The sequence below is a fragment of the Pseudomonas faucium genome (assembly GCF_021602585.1).
Taxonomy (GTDB): Bacteria; Pseudomonadota; Gammaproteobacteria; order Pseudomonadales; family Pseudomonadaceae; genus Aquipseudomonas; species Aquipseudomonas faucium.
Genome location: NZ_BQIP01000001.1, coordinates 442,838 through 463,608, shown reverse-complemented (window position 1 = coordinate 463,608; position 20,771 = coordinate 442,838). Strand labels below are relative to the sequence as shown.

The following is a 20,771-nucleotide window of genomic DNA, read 5'->3' as shown; positions in this document are numbered from 1 at the left end:
CCGCACTCGGATTCTTGTTGAATGTACGAAGTTTTCGAGAGGTGTGGTAGAAGTTTGTGAGGCGGGCAGTTTAGGCGTATTCGCTAAACTGCCCGCCTGCTCGTCACTTGATGAATCGAACTTGACTATTGATCTTCTCGATGACCGCACCTTTGCGTTCGTTGAAGCGTGCCTTGTTCTGCTCGAACAGGTTGTTGCCCTTGGTGTCGATGGAGATGATCAGAGGCCCGAACTCACGCACTCGGTTGACCCACAGGGTCTCCGGCATGCCCAAATCCTGCCATTCAGCACGCTCGATTTCCTCGACCTGGGTGGCGGCCAGCACTGCGCACCCACCGGGGAACACTGCATGCACGGCTTTGTTCTCCAGGCACCCGGTGGTGGTCTCTGGCCCCATGCCGCCCTTGCCTACGATCAGCTTGACGCCGGTCTGCTCGATGAACTGCTTCTCGAACTTTTCCATGCGCATGCTGGTGGTTGGGCCGATGGAGACCATCTCGAAGCTGCCATCTTCTTTCTTCTTGACGATAGGGCCGGCGTGGAAAATAGCGCCGCCACGCAGGTCAACCGGCAGCTCGCGGCCCAGCTCGATGAGTCGGCGGTGGGCGACGTCACGGCAGGTCACCAGTTGGCCAGTAAGGTAAACCACATCGCCGACGTTGAGGCTGGCCAGATCTTCGTCGCTGATCGGGGTATTGATGATCTTTTTCACAGTACTACCCCTTCGTGGGAGAGGATGTCATAGGTCAGGTCGGCGTTGATGCGGATCTTGCCGCGGCGGTGTGCCCAGCAACCGGTGGACACTGCCACGCCAATGGTCGAGGGGTGACGCGCCGAAGACTCGATGTTCACGCCCATCACGCTACTGTTGCCGGTCAGGCCCTGCGGGCCGATGCCGATTTCGTTGAGGCCTTCTTCCAGCAGCTTTTCCATCATCGCCGCGCTTTCGTTCGGGTGGCTGGAGTCCACTTCGCGCAGGATGGCCTTCTTCGACAGGCGTGCTGCCGTCTCCACCGAGGTGGAAACACCCACACCTACCAGCAAAGGTGGACAGGCGTTTACCCCACGGGAGGTGATTACATCGAAGACAAACTCAGTCACCCCTTCATAACCTTGGCCTGGCATCAGTACCTTGGCCGAACCCGGCAACGTGCAACCGCCACCTGCCATGTACACGTCGACGATGGCGTAGTCGGCATCGGGGATGATTTCCCAGTCCAGCCACGGGATCTTCGAGCCGGTGTTGGTGCCAGTGTTCTTCTCGATGAAGGTTTCCACTGCGTTATGGCGCAGGGGCCCGTGGATGGTGGCCTCCTTGGTAGCATTTTCGAGGATGCCTTCCATTTCACCGAGCAGCGGGAAACGCGCGCCGGCCGAGATGAAGTACTGGATCACGCCGGTGTCTTGGCAGCTGGGGCGGTTGAGCTTGTCGGCGTATTCCTGGTTGTCTGCCATCGAGTCATACACTGCAATGGCCAGTGGATTGGTTTCAGCTGCACGCAGCTTGGCCGTTTTTTCTTTGACGTCTTTGGGCAGGCGTTTGCCAATGTAGGCAGTGAACTTAGCCAACGTGTCGGTCAGCGATGAGACGGCTGTTTCTTTATCTATGGTATCCACGGTTATTTCCTCAGTGCATCACAAGGTGTTTTTTTTCAGGGCTGACGGCAGTTTCTGGAGCCGCCCCCTGTAACTCTTCTTTCTCTGGTTCCGCGCAGGCCTTGCCATCAAGAACCTGGTTCATCCGGTCGCTATCAAGTGCACCAACCCACTTCGCGATGGCCATCGTTCCGACCGCGTTGCCGATGGTGTTAGTGATGGCGCGAGCCTCGGACATGAACCGGTCGACGCCGAGCAGCAGCACCATGCCGGCTACCGGAATGTTGTCCATGGTTGCCAGGGTCGCAGCGAGAGTGATAAAGCCTGAGCCAGTTACACCTGCCGAACCCTTGGAAGTGAGCAGCAGCACGCCGAGTACGATGAGTTGATCCATCAGGGACAGTGGAGTGTTAGTGGCTTGGGCGATGAAGATCGCAGCCATGGTGTAATAGATGCACTGGCCGTCAGGATTGAAGGTGAGGCCGGATGGGATAACCAGGCCGACCACCGGCTTGGACACGCCAACCTTTTCCAGCTTATTCATCAGCTGTGGCACCACCGACTCCGAGGAGCTGGTACCAAGTACGGTGAACAGCTCTTCGCGCAGGTACTTGAGGAACTTCCACAGGCTGAAGCCCGACATCCGCGCAATGCTGCCAAGCACCAGCACCACGAACAGGAAACAGGTCAGGTACATGGTCGCCATCAGCTTGCCCAGCGACACGATCGAACCCAGGCCGTACTTGCCGACGGTGAAGGCCATGGCGCCGCAGGCCGCCAGCGGCGCGACGCGCATGACCATGCCGACGATGTAGAACATGCCGTGGGAAAATGCCTCCAGCACATCGACCACCGGCTTGCCGCGCTCGCCGAGGTTGGCCAAGGCGATGCCGAGCAGGGTCGAGAACAGCAGGATCGGCAGGATCTCGTTCTTGGCGAAGGCATCGGTGACGCTGGCCGGGATCAGGTGCAGCAGGAAGTCGGTGAGGCTTCCGGAGCCACTGGCCGCGGCGGTGGTATAGGTGGAGATGGCCTGAGTGTCGAGGGTGGCGGGATCGACGTTCATGCCTTGCCCAGGCTGCACCAGGTTGACCACGATCAGGCCGAGCACCAAGGCGAAGGTCGACAGCACCTCGAAGTAGATCAGCGCTCGGGCGCCGACCCGGCCCAGCTCTTTCATGTTTTCCATCTTGGCGATGCCCAGCACCACCGTGGCGAAGATGATCGGTGCGAACACCATCTTGATCAGCTTGATGAAGGCGTCACCCAGCGGTTTCATGTCGGCGCCGACCTGCGGCCAGAACACACCTAACAGGATGCCGATCGAGACCCCGATCAGAACCTGCACGTATAGCTTACTTACCAATCGCTTGGCCATTGCCGTCTCCGAATTATTGTTGTGAGTCGGATTTATGTGGCGACTGGGCTACGTAGCGGGATGCAATCTCCCGCGCAGGCTGGCAGCTAATAGCCCAGATTTTTTGTGGTTAATCACGCAGGCCTAAGGTAATGGTTTTTTCAGAATGGTGTAATACAATGAAATTAAACTCATTGTTTACCTAGAGTTAATTATGAACCAAGTGTCTGAGCTTGCTTTCTTCAGCCAGCTGGTCGGGGCGGGCAGCCTGGCGGCCACCGCTCGCGAGCTGAACCTCACTCCACCTGCCGTGACGAAGCGTCTTGCGCAATTGGAAAAGCGCCTTGGGGTGCGCTTGCTTAATCGGACGACACGCAGCATCAGCCTCACGGCAGAAGGTGAGACCTATCTGGTTAATGCCAAGCGGATCCTTGAGGAGATTGAGGAGATGGAGCGCCAGGTCTCAAGCAGCCGCGCTGAGCCGAAGGGATTGCTGCGTGTGAATGCGCCCCTTGGCTTTGGGCGTACACATGTAGGGCCAGCCATCTCGTCCTTTGCCAAGCGTTACCCCGAGGTGGAAGTCCAGTTGCACCTGAGTGACCGTCCGATCAATCTTCCAGACGACGCGATCGATGTGGCCATCCGGTTTGGCGAATTACCCGATTCCAGACTGATCGCTCGAAAGATTGCTACCAATCGCAGGCGTCTCTGTGCAACGCCGGGCTATCTCGACACCTTCGGCAGACCGGAGGCTCCACGTGATCTCATGAACCATAACTGCATAGTGTTGCGGCAAAACGATGCGGCATTTGGCACTTGGCGATTGAGTCGGGGTAAGCAAATCGAGTCCATAAAAATTCATGGGAGCTTGAGTACCAATGACGGCGAGGTCGCTTTGAATTGGGCTTTGGAGGGGCATGGGATACTCATGCGCGCAGAGTGGAACCTAGCCGACCATCTGAGATCAGGCAGGCTCGAAGAGGTATTAGAGGACTATGAAACACCTCCGGCGGACATCTATGCCGTTTACTTGGAGCGTCTAAACCTATCTGCAAAGGTGTCATTCTTCGTTGAGCACCTCCGAGAGTTTTTCAAGAGCAAAGCCGATCAGCAGGCCAATAGTCTTGCTGCTTGGACAGGTTCAGACATTTCTTGATCTGGTTTGGATTGTTTTGTCATTAGGTAGGCCCGCGCTCGCACGCTGATGCACGCTCGCTCCGAAAGCGGTTTAGCTTTATGGTCGAGAAAACTGCCTGGGAGCTTGCGGCTATCCGAGGTGCCCCATTGCTTCATTTGTCATTCCAACCAGGGGCAGGATGATGAGCGCACCGGCGGGCAATGCTCCGGCCATGTCCAGGGTGCAGCGAACGATTAGGCTTCCACGTAGCACAGGCCATTCAAGCGCTGCATTGCAAGCTGCGCATCGTCAAGAATGTCATCGAATATCTGTTCTACTGGCTGTACTGCATTCGCAAAAACCGCCGATGGCCCGTAGTCGAGCATACCGATGCTGCTATCACCAGTGAGGTAGGCCTCGGTGGTTAATGTGCCCATGACGTGCGGGCGGTAATGCTCAAAATCGCTGGTACCCGTCGCATCGATGGCAGCCACGGCTTTCGCGCTTTCGTTGTTCAAAACCCGGTGATGTTGGCGTAGGCCGGTCTTAACGATGACGCTGTCTGTGCCATCGCTATTGACCAGTAGATCCTTGTACTGGCGGTGAATCCACAGCTCTTCCGATACGAGCATCCGGGTGCCCATCAAGATCGCGTCAGCTCCCATCACGAGGGTGGCGGCTAGTTGGCTGCCTGTTCCCATACCACCGCCAATCACCAGGGGTATGGATAGCTCCCGTGAGGCCTGAGGGGCTTGCACCATGCTGCTGATGCCGTAGGTTCCTGGATGACCTCCGGAATCGTTGCCAACAACAATCACAGCATCAACGCCTAAGCGTTCGGCTGACCGGGCATGTCGGACAGCTGAAACCTTGTGCAGCACTTTGATGCCGGACTCGTGGAGGGCAGGAAGGATTGCCTCGGGGCTCCCACCGGAGGTTTCGACGCAAAGGACGTCTTCTTCAGCCAGGATTCTCACCTGCTCCTGCAAGCGACTTGCAGCATTGGGCTGACCTGAAATGTAAAGATTCACGCCGAACCTCTTCCCAGATGTCAGCTGCCGGCACTTGTGAAGCTCCTCGCGAAACTGCTCCAAATCAGGGTAGGCGGAAGCAACGATGAACCCCATTCCTCCCGCGTTGACCACTGCCGCGACATAAGTCGCGTCAGACACCCCCGGCCCCATGCCTCCGCAAAGAATGGGGTGGCGGATGCCGAGCATTTCAGTGATCCGGGTTTTGAACAATTGGTTTCGCATGGGCAGTCCAGTTCGTTCACGATACAGAGAGCGGGCAGTCCAACCTGTGAATAAGAGGTGGAACCACGTGATAGTTCCGCACGTAGGTGGCAGGCATCTGCTTTTTAGCTGAACATCCGTTCAGTAGTAAAGCAATTTGACGTCGACATGGATCTTGAGGGCTGCGCAGCATCGGCGGGGACGGTACGAGCCTTCGCTGACGCTAGCCGTCGACATGGCCGGCTCTATCGATGTTGAGTCCACTAAGGCATCCGGTACTGCGTTCCGGAATTCGCTGTCAATCAGTTGCTTGGGGTGAGAGCGACAGCATTTAGCGCCACCGGTCTGACCCCACCATCACCTCGCTGAACGTACTGGCTCACCAGTTCGCCTGAACAGAGTAGGGCGGATTTCTGCCGCCCCTGATTTTGGGAGTTCAGCATGAAAGCAATTGTGTACAACGGCCCACGTGACGTCGCGGTTAAGGATGTACCAGACGCAAAAATCGAGAAGCCAACGGATGTGTTGGTGCGCATTACCACTACCAACATCTGCGGTTCTGACTTGCACATGTACGAAGGCCGTACCTCGTTTGAGGTCGGACGTGTATTTGGCCATGAGAACCTCGGTGAGGTAATTGAAGTTGGTGAGGGGGTTGACCGGGTCAAGGTCGGTGACAGGGTCTGCCTGCCGTTCAATATCGGCTGCGGATTCTGCGAAAACTGTGAAAAGGGGCTCACCGGATTCTGCCTTACAGCCAATCCTGGTGCTGCCGGCGCCGCTTATGGTTTCGCAGAGATGGGGCCATATCAAGGCGGTCAAGCCGAATTGCTGCGCGTCCCGTATGCCGATTTCAATTGCTTGGTATTGCCGGAAGATGCCGAGGAGCGTGAGGACGACTACGTCATGCTCTCGGACATTTTTCCGACTGGTTGGCATGCAACAGAGCTGGCTGGTCTGCTACCAGGCGAGAGCATTGCGATTTACGGCGCAGGGCCTGTCGGCCTGATGGCGGCTCATTCGGCAATCATCAAAGGCGCATCTCAGGTGTTCGTCATTGACAACCAGCCGGATCGCCTGCAACTCGCCGCGCAGCTCGGGGCAATCCCAATCAACGCAGTCGAGCAAAAAGCAGTGGAAGAGATCATGAACCTGACCCACGGCAAAGGCACCGACCGAGGTTGTGAGTGCGTGGGTTACCAGTGCTGCGACAAGCATGGCCATGAAGCGAACTACCTCACTATGAACAACCTGGTTGCTTCAACCAAAGCCACCGGCGGCATCGGCGTGGTTGGTGTGTTCGTGCCAGAAGATCCTGGGGCGAAAAACGAACTGGCGAAGGAGGGCAAGATGGCCTTCGACTTCGGAGCGTTCTGGTTCAAGGGTCAACAGATCCGTACAGGTCAGGCGAATGTGAAGGCCTACAATCGCCGCCTCGCTGAGCTTATCCATCATGGGCGCGCCAAGCCCTCGCAGATCATTTCTCATCGCCTGAAGCTGGCTGAAGGCCCGGATGCCTACAAGCACTTCGATGCCCGCGATGATGGTTGGACGAAGGTTGTGCTCAAACCTGCTGCTTAAACCGCTTACTTTGCTTCCAAGGAAGGAAGCGAGCAAGTGAGCAGAACTCCCCGTATCTGCCTACCAAATCCAGTCAACTGCTTACCTCCTGTTGCGTGTTCTTGTGCCACCCTCGCAAATTCATGGCGCAGAGACAAAACTGCAGGATAATCAATGCCCAGGCTCCTGCTTGCCAGCCCCACACGGCCCACAGCACGTTGCTAGTGATGAAACAGCAAAAGCCGATTTTTCTTCTCCTGGGGCGGCCCGACCCAATGCACCACGCTGCGAGCACTGTCATAAGCATGGCAGGCCATTCCAACAACCCAATCCAGTGTTCCATGAAGCTCACCCCAACAGCTCGTTTGATATCTGCAACTGGATACCTGCCAGCGTAGTGGAGCTGGCAGGTAATCGCTTCATCAGGCCGCGCGCTGCTCACCCTTCAGCATCTTCTTCTGCGTTTCCATGGTTTGCCCAAGCTCCTCCAGAATCTTCTTGCTGAGTAGCTTCTTGGCCGTCGGGAAGAGTTCGCTTTCTTCTTCCTCGATGTGATGCTCCAGCAACTCTTTCATGACCTTGACCCGCCCGGCGAATTCGAGGGTGCCGGTTTCGGTATGCAGGAGGTCGGGTAGGACGAGGGAGTCGACAGTTCTGTGCTCCTCCTTAGCCTCGTAGTACATTTTCACTTCATCCTTACCGCCGGCTTGCTTGATGGCCGGGTAAAGGATTTCTTCCTCAAGCCTTGTGTGGATCTGCAGCTCCTGCTCGATCTTGTGCAGTAATTCACCCCGCTTTTTCACCGCCCGCTCAGTGGTGGTCGACAATTCTTCGAGCAGCTTTTTCACCAGCTTGTGGTCTTGAATCAGTAAATCGATGGCGTTCATGGCGTACCTCAACATGGACAGATTAAAGAACTTGCCTGTGGTTGAGTCATGGCCACGTATCACGGTTCAATGGCGACGATGTTTGGCAGCGGAGCGTCTTTGGCAGTCAATATCGGGGCATCCGGCCTACGCACATGCCTTCAGGCACGCTCGCCGCGAAGCCAACGCTGGTGATAGTGGGAAAGCCGGGTCAACCCGAACAGGGCGCCTTGGCGCATGACTTCAGACCGCTCGCCGAAGAAACGTCGAGTGCGCGTGAAAACGGCAATTGGCTCGCCGGCGAAGGCCCACGCAAAGCACATCGTCCCCGGTGGTATCCCGGATTCGGGCGCCGGCCCGGCTACGCCGGTGGTGGCGATCACCACATTCGCATCGCTGTCTCTCAAGGCGCCCAAGGCCATTTCCCAGGCTACTGCTTCGCTGGTCAGGCCGTAACGTTCGATGGTTTCGGTGCTGACCCCCAGCAAGCGCTTCTTGGCGCTGGGCGAGTAGACAACATAGCCGCTTTCCAGCACTTCTCCGGTACCCGGTACCGCCGCCAACAAAGCCACAAGGCAGCCCGCAGTGCACGATTCTGCTGTGCTCAAAATCAGTTTGTTGTTTTTGAGATAGCCGAGGGCGGCCAGTACAGGGTCGTTTTCCATTCCAAAGTCGACTCGCTTGTTTTGCGGTGGACGCGATCCTGGGGTAATTGGTTCATCGCCCCTGTTGCCCGCCCATCTCCTGAAGTGAAACTGACCTGAACTTTGCCCCATAGATTGGCTTCCCTTGCTCAAATGCAAAGGGAGGAAGCAGCATGAAGAAAGAGACCGAGACGCAAAAGCCAGCAGCGCAGACGAGGCCGCATGGGGAAGAGGAGCGAGACAACGATGCTCATCGTCCGGATGGATCAACCGGTACAGCCCATGACTCGACGGCGCAAAAAACGGCCCGTGATCACGATCAGGACAAACGCTGAAACTGCCATGCAAAAAGAGGGTAAGGCTCGCCAGCACGGCGAGCCTCCATTCGCTAAAGGATCGGTTTGCCGCCAGTCACTGCGTAACGTGAGCCACTGATGTAACTGGCCTCGTCGGAACCCAGCAGCACGTAAATCGGAGCGACCTCCACCGGTTGTCCGGGACGACCCAACGGTGTTTTGGAACCAAAGTGCGTGACCGCTTCGTCTGGCATGGTGGAAGGAATTAGAGGCGTCCAGATAGGCCCTGGCGCAACGCTGTTGACCCTGATGCCTTTCTTGCCTAGCAACTGAGCCAAGCCAGCAGTGAAGTTGGCGATGGCCCCCTTGGTCGTGGCGTAAGCCAGCAGGCTGGGGGATGGATCGTCGGAATTGACCGAGCTCGTATTGATGATCGAACTGCCCTTGCGCATGGAAGGCAGTGCCGCCTGGCAAATCCTGAAGATCGCGGTGATGTTGGTATCGAAGGTCTTCACCCATTCATCATCTTCGATTTCCTCCAGGGTCTCGTGGGACATCTGGAACGCCGCGTTGTTGACCAGAATATCGATGCGACCGAACTGCGCCACGGTCTTGTCGACGATGTCGTAGCAGTGCTGTTTCTGCGCTAGGTCGCCGGGCAAGAGCAAGCACTGCCGGCCAGCAGCCTCAACCCAGCGCGCGGTTTCTTGCGCGTCTTCATGTTCATCCAAGTAAGCGATGGCGACGTCGGCGCCTTCACGGGCGTAAGCAATCGCTACTGCTCGCCCGATACCGCTGTCTGCGCCGGTGATGAGTGCAATCTTGCCTTCGAGTCGATTGTGGCCGGTGTACGACTGCTCACCACAATCTGGGTAGGGCTCCATCTTGCGTTGTGAACCAGGAACACTTTGCGGTTGGGAGGGAAATGGAGGAGTAGGGTAGTCGCTCATGAGGAAGGCTCCTGCAGTTGAGAACGCTTGTTACCGTTCGAACGGAGCTAGGGGCCGACGTTGAGATGAGTTCAGGGTTTGAACGACGGGCGGTCACCCCTTCTATTTTCATTGAATTATCGGGAATTGGTCGGCTCTACCGCTGACCCGTGTCGCGCTTTCTGTGTGAGGCTCCATCATTAACCGGAGGGTCAAGTGCCTCGAATCATCACCCCCAGCACGCCCGAACATGAGATCGATCAGCAGAATGCGAATATGTTCGGTACCCCAAAAGAGCGGCTGGATTTCTATCGACGCGAAATTCAGTACGAGACCACCATTCTGGCCAATCGTACAGATGCCTATCTCGCTGCCCAGTCGTTTCTGGTCATCGCTTTCGTTTCTTCGATGGGCAACCTGAATCAGAGCTGGGGCGAGATGTTTACCGTGATGGTACCGGCGTTTCTCGCACTGCTCGGCGTGCTGAGTTCGCTGAACGCCTGGCCAGGCATCCGCGCTGCCTTCCGGATCATCGAGCACTGGCAACTGAAGCAAAGCCATTTGCTGCGCAGTGAGCCCATGATGGGGTTGGCCTATGACGAATCGCCGTTGTTCTGCGAAGCGGAAACCTCGCAGGCGGGTCACCGCAAATCGCTGCTGTTTTCCCTGCGCACGCCCTGGATATTTCTCGGTTTCTGGGTCTTGCTGGGTACCTATTCGGTTTACATCCAGCTGGCGTGACCCGCGCCCTCCAGGGGCCTTGAAGCATCACCGAAGGGCGCGAAGCAGAAAGCTGGACTCAGCCTGCCAGTGCTTTGATCAACTGTTCGTTGAAAGCAGGAATATCGTCCGGCTGGCGGCTGCTGATTAGGTTGCCGTCCACCACAACTTGCTCATCCACCCAATTGCCACCCGCATTGCGAATGTCGTCTTGCAATGTCTTGTAGCTGGTCATGCGCTTGCCTTTGGCTAAGCCACTGGACACCAGCAGCCAACCTCCGTGGCAGATGACGGCCAGCGGCTTGCCAGCCGCGTCGTGGCTCTTTACTAGGTTCTGGGCACCGGGGATCAAGCGGATCGTGTCAGAGTTCTGCACGCCGCCTGGCAGCACCAGAGCATCATAGAGATCGAGTTGGGCATTTTCGAAGGTTGCATCAACGGCAAATTCGTCGGCAGGCTTGTCGTGATTCCAGCCACGCACCGTACCTTCCTTGTCAGCGAGGATGTCGATCTCGGCACCAGCTTTCTGCAAAGCCTCACGAGGCCCGGTGAGCTCGATCTGCTCAAAACCATCAGTCACCAGGAAGGCCACGCGTTTGCCACTCAGTTGTGCATTCATCATTGAATCTCCATTTTCGATAAGCCTGACAGGGAAGGCCTTTGGCCAGGCGCAAAGTTCAAAGGCGACGCCTCAACGGCGTGGACGTTGGGCATGAGAAATGAGAAGTCCCGCGAGCAAACCGATGACTGCCGCACTCAGCAACAGCGGTATCTTGTCTTTAGGGGTTAGGCCGATGCCCTCCATGCTTCCTGACCTATATGTTGGCGTGAACAGATTCTCGGAGGACTCCAGCGCGTCGGAACTGCGGTTCAATGGTGTGTCCGGATTGGACTGAGCGACGGGCTCAACCTCCTCACCCGTGGCGCTGACGTCCAATTGGTTCAGCTTCAACGCTGTGCCGTCCACCAAGGTCAGTGTCAGGTTTTCAATGTCTCCCGCTGCGCGACCTGGAAAAACCGGTTCGCCTGCAGCATCGAGGTTGTCGTAAATGAAGCGCTTGCCCTCCAGCCAGCCAACGGCTGTGAGTAACTCGGGGCCGAGGTAGTATTTTCCATCGAGGAAGAAGCCTGGAAACTGGTGAGCGCGTTCGACGTTCTCCACGGAGTAACGCTCACCCGCCTTCATGCCTGTTGTTGGATCAATCATGACCACGACCTCCGTATGCTGGTATAGCCATGGAGGTTGCCGAGGCAGTATGTGTTCCTAAGGGATGACCAATGGACTTCAGTCCAATCTGTTGGTGCGTGGCCGGTATTTGGGCGCAGGGTCTGCCGTCTGACTTTTGAATTGAATTTTTAAGCGTACATCCCGCTCAGTAAATATGGGTCAAAGGGAGATACGCACGTGGCGGGGCAGCAATTATTCGTGATCGATTACACACTCCATGGCGAGAGCCGAACGTTCATTATTCGCTTGGAAAAAATGGATAACCCCGTGGCCTGGCACTGGGCCAGTTGCGACGCCGGCGTTGGCATCATCCCAAGGTTCAGTCAGCAGAAAATCAAACTGGTCAGTCGTCCCATGGCAGAGCGCTACGGCATTGCGAACGTGAAGTGGCGACCTGCCGGCAATGGCCCTGAATTCGTTCCACAACCTATCGATGTCGGCAAATTCTCAGGCGCTTCATAAGATGCTTGGTGCTTTGCAGCCGACCAATTTTTCAGGAGGTATTGTGATGCAGCCGAAAACTGAAGGCTCTGAAGAGAAGGGGCCGAGCGACGTACCCTTCATCAATGATCCGGAAAAGCCCACGTCGCCACCTTTGAATGATGCTGATGCCACGAATGCAGCTGAGGCAGATGAAGATATCGAGGATGACGGCCAATCCATTTAAGCCGGAAGGAGCACACGATGGACAACTACCACCTTAGCCCGACATCGGATGGCTGGGAGCTGAAGAAAGCCGGTGCCGAACGGGCGTCCAAACGAGCTGCGACGAAGCAGGAACTGGTCAGTGCCCTTGCAGATTTCTTTGATGGCAAGACAGCGTCTGTGAAGATACACAAAGCGGACGGCACCCTCGAAGAGGAACGCACCTACCCACGCTCAGCTGACCCGCGCCGTAGTATAGGTTGAAGACCGTAACTGCCTGTGATCTCGGCATCGAGGTTACGGATGTCGGAGGTGTGTTCAGATGGTTGCTGGCCAGCTTTCTCATGGGCAAGCGCATACGTTCTTCGGTCGCCCTGAGGGCGTATCGGATACTTGTCGATGAGCAGGAGCTAGATACGCCGCAAAAGCTTGCGCAGGCTCCTCATGCGACTCTTGTGAGTTTTCTCGGCCAAGCTGGATATGCGCGATACGATGAATCCACTGCCCTACGATTGCATGCCCTTGGCAAGAAGGTAGACGCGGAACTGGGTGGTCAACTTGAGGCGCTGCGGGAAGACCCAGGTGGTGAAAGCTTCAAGCGCTGGCTGCTAAGCTTCGAGGTATAGGCCCTAAGACGGTGGAGATTTTCATGCGAGAGGCACTTGTCTATTTGTCTGTGTCGGGCAGCCATTGAGCGAATGATGGCCATTGGCTTCCGTCGACGCGCGTCCAGATGAGTGGAACACTCGAAAAATCAGTTATGGACTGGAGAGGGTGATGAAGCTCGACATCGAGGGTTTGTCGCTGTCAGGGAAGACAGTAGTTGTCGTGGAAGATGATCCAACGCTTCAAACCCTGCTGGTGGATATCCTGATCGAGTTGGGCGCTGCCTGCGATGCGTTCGATAACGCCGAAGACGCCTTGATTCACCTGATGGGGCTCAAGAGCAACTGTTCGTTGATCGTTGTCGATCACGGTGTTCCTGGAAGTATCAAAGGCATGGAGTTCATCTCCATGGCCCACGAAAGGTGGCCTGGACTGCCCGCCATCCTGACCTCTGGTTACCAGCTTGATGCTTCTCAGGTCACACCACCAGTTGCCTACCTTTTCAAGCCATGGTCAATAGACGAGCTCGCTCAAGCTATTGGCCAGGCGCTTCACCATGCCAATGTACCTTCTACTCTCCCGCCGTTCGACCAACAAGGTCTCTAGCGCTGGTAGTTATCCCGAGCAGCATCGTCCGTCTCTTGCTTACGAGGCGTCTGGTGGCGAGTGTCGTATTCGCTGCCCATCGCCTGATACTCCTTGCGAAGTTTAGGATTGCTCGGTTGTCGAGCGCTTCGAGATCGAGTACCGACTGCTCTGCTGATTTCGTAGCGCGGATGAGTTCGTCGAGCTTGACGTGAATGATGTCATTGTCCCGGTTCTGGGTGTTCTGGATCAGGAAAACCATCAGGAATGTGATGATGGTGGTCGACGTATTAACGATGAGTTGCCAGGTGTCGTTGTAGTGAAACCAAGGCTCGGATGCAGCCCATATGGCAATCAGTACCATGGCGATTAGAAAGGTACTCGGTTTCCCACCTTGGCCGCACAGAGCATTAGCTTGGTTTTGTCGGTGGTGGCGTTGAGCATTCTGCTACATGGATTGAGCGTTCAAACGCTGCTAGCCAAATACGAAGCATGGACGGGGTAGGCAGTGTTCTTTGGATCAAGCTTCTACTTGCGGCGGGAGCGTTACTAATTTGTTGATCAGCGAGGCGAGATCAGAAATCTCCCAAGGTTTGGGGAGAAATGCTGTCCGAGCAGGCAGCAAACCGGTGTCGATTACTGCGTCGCCCGAAGTCAGAATCACTGGCAGGGTAGGCCATCGACGCCAAATCTCATGTGCAAGGCCAAAACCGTCCATGCTTCCAGGCATATGGATATCGGTCATCACCAAGCTAGGGACTTCCTTATTGCAAAGGTAATGCAACGCCTCGTCAGCATTTGCGCAGCACGTCATAGCAACGGCGTAGAGTGACGAGAGGCTTTCGGCAGTTAGGTCTCTTAGGAGGTCGTCGTCTTCCACAATGAGGATGGTTTTCGGCATGTAGGGTTTGCTCGCGGGTCATATGCATTAGGGCTCTGGGCCTCAACGCCGTTGCTCCGGAGCGATGAGTGGTGCGCTAGGCGCCGTCATGGATTAGCGGCTATGGTAGGAAACGGTAAGCGAACCGCCTGTACGCCCTGAAAGGATTCTGGGCGTTTCCCATTAATCCGGAAGGGAAGACTATGCAGCAGCTACCAGTGGACGAAACAATCCGAGCGGCCTTGAAGAAAACTCATGCGCGCTTGCACCGCCAACATGAGCTCGTGGTCGAGTTTGGCGTAGAGTCCCTGAAGGCTGCGGACTTAGATCTGTTGCTGACCCGTGCATGTGAAGTAGTCGCTGAAGGGATGAGCACTCGTTTTTCCAAGGTGCTCCAGCCAGCAGAGGACGGGGAAGGCTTTGTTCTGACCCACGGCGTTGGCTGGGATGCTTCTGACATCGGGCAGGCAACCGTGGGCGGCGATGTGGCTAGTCCCGCTGGCTATGCATTGGCCACCTACAGGCCTGTACTCTCGAATCATTTGGGTATGGAAAACCGCTTCCGTACGCCGGAGCTGCTGAAAAAATATGGAATCGAACGGGCCATCAATGTCCCGATCCGGGGTGTGCTGAGTCCGTTTGGTGTACTGGAAGCCGACAGCAGCAACGGGGACGATTTTGTAGAGAGCGATCTGGTATTTCTGGAAGGCATCTCGAACGTCATTTCCATGGCTGTCGAAAGAATATCTGCAGGCGTGGATGTTCCAGTTCCCGACCCTTATTCCGAGACGATTCTGAACGCAAGCCCTGATTGGGTGGACATCCTGGCCCCGAGCGGTGAGATCGAGTTCATGAATGAAGCCGGGCTGACATTCCTGAATACCCAACTGACCAGTGTTAAAGGTCAGCGATGGTATGACTTGTGGCCTGAGGAGTCGCGATCCCTTGTTTGGGAGGCGGTAGCTAAAGTTAGCGCTGGCGAAACCATGAGGTTCGAATCGTACTGCCCAATCGCTCCCGATGAACCCAAATGGTGGGACGTGACTGTCGCACCGATCATGGGCTCAGATGGCCAGGTGGAACGGATCATAGCTGTATCGCGGGATATCACTGAGCGGCACCAGTACGAAGCTCAACTGCTTTCCCTCATCGATGCACAGAACACAAAGCAAAGCCGGAGCGACTTATATCTCGAAGAAATCCACCATCGCGTCAAAAATAGCCTTCACCTGGTAAATACACTGCTGTTACTTCAGGCCAATCTCACGCCAGATACGGCAGTGAAGTTACAGCTTGAAACTGCCGCAGGACGCGTGGTGACCATTGCCAGTGTTCACGAGCGGCTTTATCAGGCCGCCGAAGACCAAGAGGTTCGCGCTCGCGATTACCTGAATGCTCTGTTGGGTGATCTGGGCAAGGCCTTGGCCGACCGACAAATTCAATTGGAGGCTGACGACTTCGTCCTGCCACCAGAAAGAATGGCGCCTTTGGGGTTAGTGATCTCCGAGTTGATCACCAACTCCCTTAAGTACGGCAAAGGCTCCATCGACGTGATCGTCAAGCATGTCGGCGATCATGCTCAGCTTACCGTCAGGGATGAGGGCGACGGCTTTCCTGATCATTACCCTAAGCCGACAGGAACTGGGCTTGGCATGCGATTGGTCAAAAGTTATTCCGGTTACGGCAGCGCGGCAGTAGTGGTTGATCGCCAAGATAGTAAAAGCTGCATCCATGTCCGCTTTAAGCTCTAGTCGCGAGAGGGGCCGATGGCACTTTGCCAAATGCGTATGGTCTCGTATCAAGTCGAATTGATCTCGAGTATCAACATTGAGGAGTCGGGGATGCGAACCTTGGGTTGGCTTATGACTGCTTTGGGCTGTGCTGGGCTTTTCGGAGCGTTAGCCTTGATGGTCGTTGTGGCTTTAGGGTTACATGATCGCTTAGGGATGAGCCTCATCCTAACAGTTGTTTCATCTACGCTAATGTTTATCGGTGGGCGGCTACGAGCGAGAGGCAAACCTTTGTTGCCCATTTTGCTGTCTCCCTGAGACAGCTCGACTCGTCCGGAATCATAGGCTTAGCGAAGTCTTTGGCTCGCCCAACCAGCGCTCAAACTTTCATGGGTGCTTATTGAGGATGGGCGGTCGTTGTTCCGGTAAAGCAGGTGGAACCCTCATTTTGGCAATGCTACTGACTCGGGCAACTATCTGTTGGCGGCAATAAATCCCTCCCGCCTGAGCAGTTCTATGTTCGTAGGTTTTATCAAAATGCGGGAGATCTCATGGGGCGCGAACCAGCGACACTCGACTATTTCGTGCGAAGGGCGGGGTATCGTAGGGTCAGCTAACGCCATCCGATACAGCCAGTGCTCTTCAGCTTGAAGAACGTGATGCCCTAGGAACTGCGCGTCGATGAGCGCCAGGCTGGTTTCTTCCTGTAGCTCACGACGTGCCGCGTCAAGTTGAGTTTCGCCTGGATCAATTTTGCCGCCAGGGAGAGACCACTCTGGGGCCTCCTTTCGCACAAGCAATACCTTGCCAGCCTGCAGGCAGATGACGGTGGAATGAAGCTCTCTCGATGGATTCATCACGTGTCCTCCCTTTGACGGAAGGCTCTCATGATCTGATGAAGTTCACTTGAGGCGTCGAAAGGCGTTCGACCTACCCGAGCAGGGTATTACACGATTCGGCCCCGATAACTTGAACGTTGCCATCGTTATGCTGGTCATCTAACCGACACAAGGACGATCTAATCTCGGAAAGGAACCTGCCGGATCTAGGCCAGCCAATTACAAAAGGGCAGCGCATGAAGGCAATGGACACTGCTACAGCCAAACGCAAAGGCATCAAATTGCGCGCAACGGTGATCTACCGCAAAGACGGTGAGGTATTGTTTGTTCGCAAACGCAACGCCAAGTGGAACTTGCCAGGGGGACGCGTTGAGCGAGACGAGACGCCGCTCGAAGCGGCAATGCGAGAGATGGCCGAGGAAACTGGCCTCGCGTTCGATGAGCTTCGCTACCTGACAATGTACCGGGAAGACAAGGTCATCCACTACCTGTTCGAAGCTCGCAAGGCCTACGACAAGCCGCGCCCCCGAAACGAGATCGAGTCTTGCCGTTGGATCAAGGCCCGAGATGTTTCAAAGCGCCGGGTGCGGCGTCCGATCAAAACTATCCTCAAGCGCTGCGCCTGATCAGAGCAAGGCCAGCTTACCCTCGGCCAGAGAGTCGACTGGGCTGCAGTCTCCTCGTGTCACGAAATCTCATTCAGCTTTTTCGTCATGGGTATTTACGTCTGGCTTCTGCATTTGCAGCGAAGCTTTGCTGCGGTTGGTGTCTTCATCGACATGCTTAGGCTCATCAAAACAACCCTGCAGGAGCAGAAGGCTCAAACTCAGTAGAAGAGGGCGACCGAATGTCATGGGTGTTTCCTCCTGTCGATCAGGCGAGGGTGCCTGATACAAGCAGAGGCAACCGACCTTAGCGCGAAGTTCACCCGAGTTCGCTTATTGGTGGCCGTGTCCAACTGGAACCTTCCCTCAAGACGCTTTCTCGAAGGGTTTAAGACCGATTGGATATCTTCCGGCTGACTAAACCCGAGTGCTAGGTGCGACAGGAGAAACGCAATGATGTACCTCGGCTGCGCTGGCTGGAGCGTGCCACGCCCCTACGTCCAAGACTTTCCGCACCTCGGCAGCCACTTGCAGCGTTATGCCGTCCGCTTTGGCGCGGTAGAAATCACCAGTTCATTCTATCGACCACATCGGCCTCAGACATATGCTCGCTGGGCTGCTTCGGTGCCCGAGGGGTTCAGATTTGCGGTCAAACTGCCGCAGGCCATCACACACGAATGTCGTTTGAGCGGATGTGAAGCACTGTTGGATGCGTTCCTTGAACAATGCGGCCAGCTACAAGCTCGCCTCGGTTGCCTGCTGGTGCAGTTGCCCACATCGCTGGAATACGAGGAAAAAGTCGCCCAGCATTTTTTTGAATCCCTGCGTATACGCTATCCAGGGCCTGTGGCAATTGAGCCAAGGCATTCATCTTGGCGGGCAGCACATTCCATGCTTGTGGAATTTCAAATAGCCCAGGTAGCCGCTAGCCCGTCACGTTTCGAAGTCGATGCGCTGCCGGGTGGCTGGCCAGGGCTGGTTTATTGGCGGTTGCATGGCGTGCCCCGCATTTATTACAGCGCCTATTCCGAAGAGTATCTTCACCGTCTGGCAGCACAGCTCGAGGTTAGCATCACCAACAACGTGCCCGTCTGGTGCATTTTCGACAACACCGCTTCAGGCGCTGCGCTCGGGAACGCCCTAGCTATACAGAGCTACCTCATGCAGCGAACTCAATTTGCTCCGCATCACATTGAGGTAGACCCTATGAGTGACTAAGACGATAAGGTGCGGCTGTTGCCAACCGCACCTGTTCCAAACTTAGATCTGATGGCTATAGAAGAGTGCATAGGACTCAATGCCCTCGTTCGGCTGTTTGATACCAGCGTTGGAATAGTGGATTGCCCGAATTCCTACACGCTGTCCCTCGCCGATCTTCAGGCCAACCCCAATGCGATCCTCGAAGTTGAACGATGACCCCAGTTCCTGATCTCCGGCTTTGGTGCCTGAGAAGAGGGCAATGCCGATACCCGCCTCAATAAAGGGCTTAACATCGCCACCGGTAAATTCATACACGAACACAGGCGAGAACGAAATGGAATGAGCTCCGCCTGCAGCGTCACCAGCTTCCCAATAGGTATAACCGGCATCCCAGTAACCGGTTAGCTTTCCAGTGCTCGACTCCCACCAGCTTTTATTCCAATCTAGCGCCATTCCGAGCCTAGCTGTAAGCCCGCCTTGGCTCGTCGCGCCGATAGAGCCTGATATCTCCGCAGCTGACGCTGCGACTGCCGAAAGTGAAAGCAGGGCACCAAGAAATATGTGCTTCATGTTGTGTAGTCCAAGGTTGTTATTTGTTAGCAACCTATGAGAAGCAAAGTGATATCAAATCGTTCCCAGCCTCCGCCCATTTTTTGTTAGTGATGTCCATCAGCCGGCCCGGAACTCGGTCAGGAGCGAGCTGTTCACCCACTTAAGGAAGGTCAAGACATCGTTTAGGATATCGCGCGTTGGTCAGGTAGGATCGTCATGAACGTCATCAGAATGCCTCGGGCAGCTCCGCGCAGCTGAACGGCGACTTTCGTTAATGCGACAACAGTCGCCCTAAAAATTTTAGAAATGCGACAGTTCACAACTATTTTTTGTATATGCCCCTTGAATTTTTTTTTCCGAAACGGAGTATATTATTTGAAATCAAAAATTAAGCAGCAATCCTCCTCGCCTAGCTGCCTAGCTGCCTAGCTGCCTAGCTGCCTAGCTGCCTAGCTGCCTAGCTGCCTAGCTGCCTAGCTGCCTAGCTGCCTAGCTGCTACCGCTTCTGTCTGGAATCATTTTCTTCCCGTGAATTGTCTAAGGGTTGAGGGCTTATGAGCTAGCTCAGGAGATTATGCCTAGGCATAAAGTCGTTTTTTCGGCCGCCAGGCCGGCTTGCTCTTTTTGGCAGTGAAATATTGAGCTGCCGCCATTTTTTCCAAGTATCACCACTACACCTCGTTCTGAGTAACCTCCACTGATGAATCACTGCGCTGCTGGCAAATTCGTGTGCACGGTCATGGGGTTCAGCTCGGGAAATTCACCTACCCAATGCTGAGGAGGCGAGCTTGCTCCTGGCGGGGGAGCCGAGAACTGTGATGAGAAAGCGCGGGCGGCAAGTGGAGCTGGATCCTGCCAGGCCCAGATCACATGGAGCGCTGATTACACCTGGTAGGTGGGTCGCTTCTCCCTTTTCACCACAATTCACATCCCGTCATATTTCGGATTCATAATCCGCTCGGCGGTGGTTTCGTCCCCGCTTAGCTACGCTATGGTAGAGGCACCCCATATATAAGACTAAAGTCGTAGGAGGGCGGCATGCGGATTCGCGGTGATGTGTTTTGGAAATGGGCAGATCCATCGCTCCACCATAGAACTCACGATGAAACCCTGGACGACGGCACGACCATGGATATCCAGGTGCGGCTGTCGCGAACGGGCCATACACAGTTATTCATTGGCGTCTACGCCGGCTCAGGGATGGCTATTCATGAAGTGGCCTACGACTCTCGCCCCGGTGAGTCGATGACTCGTGCGTTGGCCTGGGGGGTAGGGCGCGCCAGATGCCTGGCGACCGAGCAGCGCCCTGCCCAAAAGCGTGTAGCGTAGAGGCTATACAACGGATTGGTGGTCGCTGGCAGTAGTATCAGCGACCTCCACCGTGATGAATCCACGCTGCATATGCCAACTTCAACGCTTGGGGAAGGTGGGGGAGCTCCCGCTTCAATTCTGCCTGTCCGTCAGGGCCTGGTGCCCACTCCGTTAGCCACGCGATCAGCATTGGCCGAGTAACAGGGCAGATAGCTACTTGGCGTTCGAGCTCGTCGGCGATCTGACCCAGCCGCTCGAACTCAGCGTCCA

The 20,771-nt window shown here is 55.6% G+C and carries 25 protein-coding genes and 4 pseudogenes; 14 read left to right on the top strand and 15 right to left on the bottom strand.

Annotation, left to right across the window (positions count from 1 at the left end):
• Positions 1 to 103: 103 nt before the first annotated feature.
• From ttdB to L6D75_RS02220, 3 genes are read right to left on the bottom strand one after another with little or no spacing between them, the layout of a single operon-like run.
• On the bottom strand, positions 104 to 712 hold the full coding sequence (gene ttdB / locus L6D75_RS02230) for a L(+)-tartrate dehydratase subunit beta (protein ID WP_176515467.1): 609 nt from the start codon (positions 710 to 712) through the stop codon (positions 104 to 106).
• Positions 709 to 1,608: a L(+)-tartrate dehydratase subunit alpha gene (ttdA, locus tag L6D75_RS02225; protein WP_176515556.1), complete on the bottom strand. Its 900-nt coding sequence runs from the start codon at positions 1,606 to 1,608 to the stop codon at positions 709 to 711. The genes ttdB and ttdA overlap by 4 nt, the downstream gene beginning before the upstream one ends.
• A 19-nt stretch (positions 1,609 to 1,627) precedes the next feature.
• Positions 1,628 to 2,974: a dicarboxylate/amino acid:cation symporter gene (locus L6D75_RS02220; protein ID WP_176515465.1), complete on the bottom strand. Its 1,347-nt coding sequence runs from the start codon at positions 2,972 to 2,974 to the stop codon at positions 1,628 to 1,630.
• A gap of 193 nt (positions 2,975 to 3,167) precedes the next feature.
• Here L6D75_RS02220 and L6D75_RS02215 point away from each other — a divergent pair, with 193 nt between their 5' ends.
• On the top strand, positions 3,168 to 4,109 hold the full coding sequence (locus L6D75_RS02215) for a LysR substrate-binding domain-containing protein (protein ID WP_176515463.1): 942 nt from the start codon (positions 3,168 to 3,170) through the stop codon (positions 4,107 to 4,109).
• Positions 4,110 to 4,324: 215 nt separating this feature from the next.
• Here the strand turns inward: L6D75_RS02215 and L6D75_RS02210 are convergent, their stop codons facing one another.
• Complete coding sequence (locus L6D75_RS02210; protein ID WP_176515461.1) at positions 4,325 to 5,326, bottom strand: NAD(P)H-dependent flavin oxidoreductase; 1,002 nt, start codon at positions 5,324 to 5,326, stop codon at positions 4,325 to 4,327.
• Positions 5,327 to 5,746: 420 nt separating this feature from the next.
• On the opposite strand from L6D75_RS02210, the gene L6D75_RS02205 reads away from it, so the two are divergent.
• Entirely contained in the window at positions 5,747 to 6,886 is a 1,140-nt protein-coding gene (locus L6D75_RS02205) for a glutathione-independent formaldehyde dehydrogenase (protein WP_176515459.1), read from the top strand.
• 73 nt (positions 6,887 to 6,959) lie between these two features.
• On the opposite strand, the gene L6D75_RS02200 is transcribed toward L6D75_RS02205, so the two are convergent.
• From L6D75_RS02200 to L6D75_RS02190, 3 genes are all read right to left on the bottom strand, one after another.
• Positions 6,960 to 7,208 (bottom strand): hypothetical protein, encoded by a 249-nt coding sequence (locus L6D75_RS02200; RefSeq protein WP_236193381.1) that lies wholly within the window; start codon positions 7,206 to 7,208, stop codon positions 6,960 to 6,962.
• Between the two features lie 79 nt (positions 7,209 to 7,287).
• Entirely contained in the window at positions 7,288 to 7,752 is a 465-nt protein-coding gene (locus tag L6D75_RS02195) for a hemerythrin domain-containing protein (RefSeq protein WP_176515457.1), read from the bottom strand.
• A 140-nt stretch (positions 7,753 to 7,892) separates the two neighbouring features.
• Positions 7,893 to 8,396, bottom strand: a complete 504-nt coding sequence (locus L6D75_RS02190) for a CinA family protein (RefSeq protein ID WP_176515455.1) — start codon at positions 8,394 to 8,396, stop codon at positions 7,893 to 7,895.
• 152 nt (positions 8,397 to 8,548) lie between these two features.
• Between L6D75_RS02190 and L6D75_RS02185 the strand changes: the two genes are divergently transcribed.
• Complete coding sequence (locus L6D75_RS02185; RefSeq protein WP_176515453.1) at positions 8,549 to 8,710, top strand: hypothetical protein; 162 nt, start codon at positions 8,549 to 8,551, stop codon at positions 8,708 to 8,710.
• 53 nt (positions 8,711 to 8,763) lie between these two features.
• Here the strand turns inward: L6D75_RS02185 and L6D75_RS02180 are convergent, their stop codons facing one another.
• Positions 8,764 to 9,621 (bottom strand): SDR family oxidoreductase, encoded by an 858-nt coding sequence (locus L6D75_RS02180; RefSeq protein WP_176515451.1) that lies wholly within the window; start codon positions 9,619 to 9,621, stop codon positions 8,764 to 8,766.
• A gap of 195 nt (positions 9,622 to 9,816) precedes the next feature.
• On the opposite strand from L6D75_RS02180, the gene L6D75_RS02175 reads away from it, so the two are divergent.
• Positions 9,817 to 10,341 (top strand): hypothetical protein, encoded by a 525-nt coding sequence (locus tag L6D75_RS02175; RefSeq protein ID WP_176515449.1) that lies wholly within the window; start codon positions 9,817 to 9,819, stop codon positions 10,339 to 10,341.
• 58 nt (positions 10,342 to 10,399) lie between these two features.
• On the opposite strand, the gene L6D75_RS02170 is transcribed toward L6D75_RS02175, so the two are convergent.
• A complete protein-coding gene (locus L6D75_RS02170) occupies positions 10,400 to 10,939 on the bottom strand; it encodes a type 1 glutamine amidotransferase domain-containing protein (protein ID WP_176515447.1) in 540 nt (179 codons plus the stop codon).
• A gap of 312 nt (positions 10,940 to 11,251) precedes the next feature.
• Positions 11,252 to 11,527 (bottom strand): annotated as a pseudogene (locus L6D75_RS02165) (SDR family oxidoreductase); the annotation flags it as partial.
• 198 nt (positions 11,528 to 11,725) lie between these two features.
• Between L6D75_RS02165 and L6D75_RS02160 the strand changes: the two are divergent.
• The 5 genes and pseudogenes from L6D75_RS02160 (at position 11,726) to L6D75_RS02140 (ending at position 13,405) form a co-directional block, all read left to right on the top strand.
• The gene (locus tag L6D75_RS02160; RefSeq protein ID WP_176515445.1) at positions 11,726 to 12,010 is read left to right on the top strand and encodes a DUF6555 family protein; all 285 of its coding nucleotides are present in this window, start codon (positions 11,726 to 11,728) and stop codon (positions 12,008 to 12,010) included.
• Between the two features lies 1 nt (position 12,011).
• Entirely contained in the window at positions 12,012 to 12,215 is a 204-nt protein-coding gene (locus tag L6D75_RS02155) for a hypothetical protein (RefSeq protein WP_176515425.1), read from the top strand.
• 17 nt (positions 12,216 to 12,232) lie between these two features.
• Positions 12,233 to 12,457, top strand: coding sequence for a DUF2188 domain-containing protein (locus L6D75_RS02150; RefSeq protein WP_176515443.1), 225 nt, complete (start codon positions 12,233 to 12,235; stop codon positions 12,455 to 12,457).
• A pseudogene (locus tag L6D75_RS02145) lies at positions 12,454 to 12,887 on the top strand (HhH-GDP family DNA glycosylase). The gene L6D75_RS02150 and the pseudogene L6D75_RS02145 overlap by 4 nt, the downstream one beginning before the upstream one ends.
• Positions 12,888 to 12,970: 83 nt before the next feature.
• Complete coding sequence (locus L6D75_RS02140) at positions 12,971 to 13,405, top strand: response regulator (RefSeq protein ID WP_176515441.1); 435 nt, start codon at positions 12,971 to 12,973, stop codon at positions 13,403 to 13,405.
• Here L6D75_RS02140 and L6D75_RS02135 read toward each other — a convergent pair.
• A pseudogene (locus L6D75_RS02135) lies at positions 13,402 to 13,790 on the bottom strand (low affinity iron permease family protein). The gene L6D75_RS02140 and the pseudogene L6D75_RS02135 overlap by 4 nt on opposite strands.
• On the opposite strand from L6D75_RS02135, the pseudogene L6D75_RS27410 reads away from it, so the two are divergent.
• Positions 13,773 to 13,889: pseudogene (locus tag L6D75_RS27410) on the top strand (hypothetical protein); the annotation flags it as partial. The pseudogenes L6D75_RS02135 and L6D75_RS27410 overlap by 18 nt on opposite strands.
• Before the next feature lie 15 nt (positions 13,890 to 13,904).
• Here L6D75_RS27410 and L6D75_RS02130 read toward each other — a convergent pair.
• Positions 13,905 to 14,285 carry a response regulator gene (locus tag L6D75_RS02130; protein ID WP_176515439.1) on the bottom strand — a complete coding sequence of 127 codons (381 nt, stop codon included), beginning with the start codon at positions 14,283 to 14,285 and terminating at the stop codon, positions 13,905 to 13,907.
• Between the two features lie 182 nt (positions 14,286 to 14,467).
• Here L6D75_RS02130 and L6D75_RS02125 point away from each other — a divergent pair, with 182 nt between their 5' ends.
• Entirely contained in the window at positions 14,468 to 16,015 is a 1,548-nt protein-coding gene (locus L6D75_RS02125; RefSeq protein WP_176515437.1) for a sensor histidine kinase, read from the top strand.
• Between the two features lie 452 nt (positions 16,016 to 16,467).
• Here the strand turns inward: L6D75_RS02125 and L6D75_RS02120 are convergent, their stop codons facing one another.
• Positions 16,468 to 16,851, bottom strand: a complete 384-nt coding sequence (locus tag L6D75_RS02120; RefSeq protein WP_176515435.1) for an NUDIX domain-containing protein — start codon at positions 16,849 to 16,851, stop codon at positions 16,468 to 16,470.
• Between the two features lie 218 nt (positions 16,852 to 17,069).
• Between L6D75_RS02120 and L6D75_RS02115 the strand changes: the two genes are divergently transcribed.
• Entirely contained in the window at positions 17,070 to 17,459 is a 390-nt protein-coding gene (locus tag L6D75_RS02115) for an NUDIX hydrolase (protein WP_176515433.1), read from the top strand.
• Positions 17,460 to 17,528: 69 nt separating this feature from the next.
• Here the strand turns inward: L6D75_RS02115 and L6D75_RS02110 are convergent, their stop codons facing one another.
• The gene (locus L6D75_RS02110; RefSeq protein WP_176515431.1) at positions 17,529 to 17,687 is read right to left on the bottom strand and encodes a hypothetical protein; all 159 of its coding nucleotides are present in this window, start codon (positions 17,685 to 17,687) and stop codon (positions 17,529 to 17,531) included.
• Between the two features lie 204 nt (positions 17,688 to 17,891).
• Between L6D75_RS02110 and L6D75_RS02105 the strand changes: the two genes are divergently transcribed.
• Positions 17,892 to 18,656: a DUF72 domain-containing protein gene (locus L6D75_RS02105; RefSeq protein ID WP_176515429.1), complete on the top strand. Its 765-nt coding sequence runs from the start codon at positions 17,892 to 17,894 to the stop codon at positions 18,654 to 18,656.
• Positions 18,657 to 18,698: 42 nt separating this feature from the next.
• Here L6D75_RS02105 and L6D75_RS02100 read toward each other — a convergent pair whose 3' ends face one another.
• Positions 18,699 to 19,208, bottom strand: coding sequence for an acyloxyacyl hydrolase (locus tag L6D75_RS02100; RefSeq protein WP_176515427.1), 510 nt, complete (start codon positions 19,206 to 19,208; stop codon positions 18,699 to 18,701).
• A gap of 1,020 nt (positions 19,209 to 20,228) precedes the next feature.
• Between L6D75_RS02100 and L6D75_RS02095 the strand changes: the two genes are divergently transcribed.
• Entirely contained in the window at positions 20,229 to 20,519 is a 291-nt protein-coding gene (locus tag L6D75_RS02095; protein ID WP_236193380.1) for a hypothetical protein, read from the top strand.
• The last annotated feature ends 252 nt before the right edge of the window (positions 20,520 to 20,771 follow it).

Excerpts from the sequence above, each read along its gene's own strand:
- L6D75_RS02220 (WP_176515465.1), bottom strand. The coding sequence starts at position 2,974 with ATGGCCAAGCGATTGGTAAGTAAGCTATACGTGCAGGTTCTGATCGGG.
- L6D75_RS02215 (WP_176515463.1), top strand. The coding sequence starts at position 3,168 with ATGAACCAAGTGTCTGAGCTTGCTTTCTTCAGCCAGCTGGTCGGGGCG.
- L6D75_RS02210 (WP_176515461.1), bottom strand. The coding sequence starts at position 5,326 with ATGCGAAACCAATTGTTCAAAACCCGGATCACTGAAATGCTCGGCATC.
- L6D75_RS02205 (WP_176515459.1), top strand. The coding sequence starts at position 5,747 with ATGAAAGCAATTGTGTACAACGGCCCACGTGACGTCGCGGTTAAGGAT.
- L6D75_RS02200 (WP_236193381.1), bottom strand. The coding sequence starts at position 7,208 with ATGGAACACTGGATTGGGTTGTTGGAATGGCCTGCCATGCTTATGACA.
- L6D75_RS02195 (WP_176515457.1), bottom strand. The coding sequence starts at position 7,752 with ATGAACGCCATCGATTTACTGATTCAAGACCACAAGCTGGTGAAAAAG.
- L6D75_RS02190 (WP_176515455.1), bottom strand. The coding sequence starts at position 8,396 with ATGGAAAACGACCCTGTACTGGCCGCCCTCGGCTATCTCAAAAACAAC.
- L6D75_RS02185 (WP_176515453.1), top strand. The coding sequence starts at position 8,549 with ATGAAGAAAGAGACCGAGACGCAAAAGCCAGCAGCGCAGACGAGGCCG.
- L6D75_RS02180 (WP_176515451.1), bottom strand. The coding sequence starts at position 9,621 with ATGAGCGACTACCCTACTCCTCCATTTCCCTCCCAACCGCAAAGTGTT.
- L6D75_RS02170 (WP_176515447.1), bottom strand. The coding sequence starts at position 10,939 with ATGAATGCACAACTGAGTGGCAAACGCGTGGCCTTCCTGGTGACTGAT.
- L6D75_RS02155 (WP_176515425.1), top strand. The coding sequence starts at position 12,012 with ATGCTTGGTGCTTTGCAGCCGACCAATTTTTCAGGAGGTATTGTGATG.
- L6D75_RS02150 (WP_176515443.1), top strand. The coding sequence starts at position 12,233 with ATGGACAACTACCACCTTAGCCCGACATCGGATGGCTGGGAGCTGAAG.
- L6D75_RS02140 (WP_176515441.1), top strand. The coding sequence starts at position 12,971 with ATGAAGCTCGACATCGAGGGTTTGTCGCTGTCAGGGAAGACAGTAGTT.
- L6D75_RS02130 (WP_176515439.1), bottom strand. The coding sequence starts at position 14,285 with ATGCCGAAAACCATCCTCATTGTGGAAGACGACGACCTCCTAAGAGAC.
- L6D75_RS02125 (WP_176515437.1), top strand. The coding sequence starts at position 14,468 with ATGCAGCAGCTACCAGTGGACGAAACAATCCGAGCGGCCTTGAAGAAA.
- L6D75_RS02120 (WP_176515435.1), bottom strand. The coding sequence starts at position 16,851 with ATGAATCCATCGAGAGAGCTTCATTCCACCGTCATCTGCCTGCAGGCT.
- L6D75_RS02115 (WP_176515433.1), top strand. The coding sequence starts at position 17,070 with ATGAAGGCAATGGACACTGCTACAGCCAAACGCAAAGGCATCAAATTG.
- L6D75_RS02110 (WP_176515431.1), bottom strand. The coding sequence starts at position 17,687 with ATGACATTCGGTCGCCCTCTTCTACTGAGTTTGAGCCTTCTGCTCCTG.
- L6D75_RS02105 (WP_176515429.1), top strand. The coding sequence starts at position 17,892 with ATGATGTACCTCGGCTGCGCTGGCTGGAGCGTGCCACGCCCCTACGTC.
- L6D75_RS02100 (WP_176515427.1), bottom strand. The coding sequence starts at position 19,208 with ATGAAGCACATATTTCTTGGTGCCCTGCTTTCACTTTCGGCAGTCGCA.
- L6D75_RS02095 (WP_236193380.1), top strand. The coding sequence starts at position 20,229 with ATGCGGATTCGCGGTGATGTGTTTTGGAAATGGGCAGATCCATCGCTC.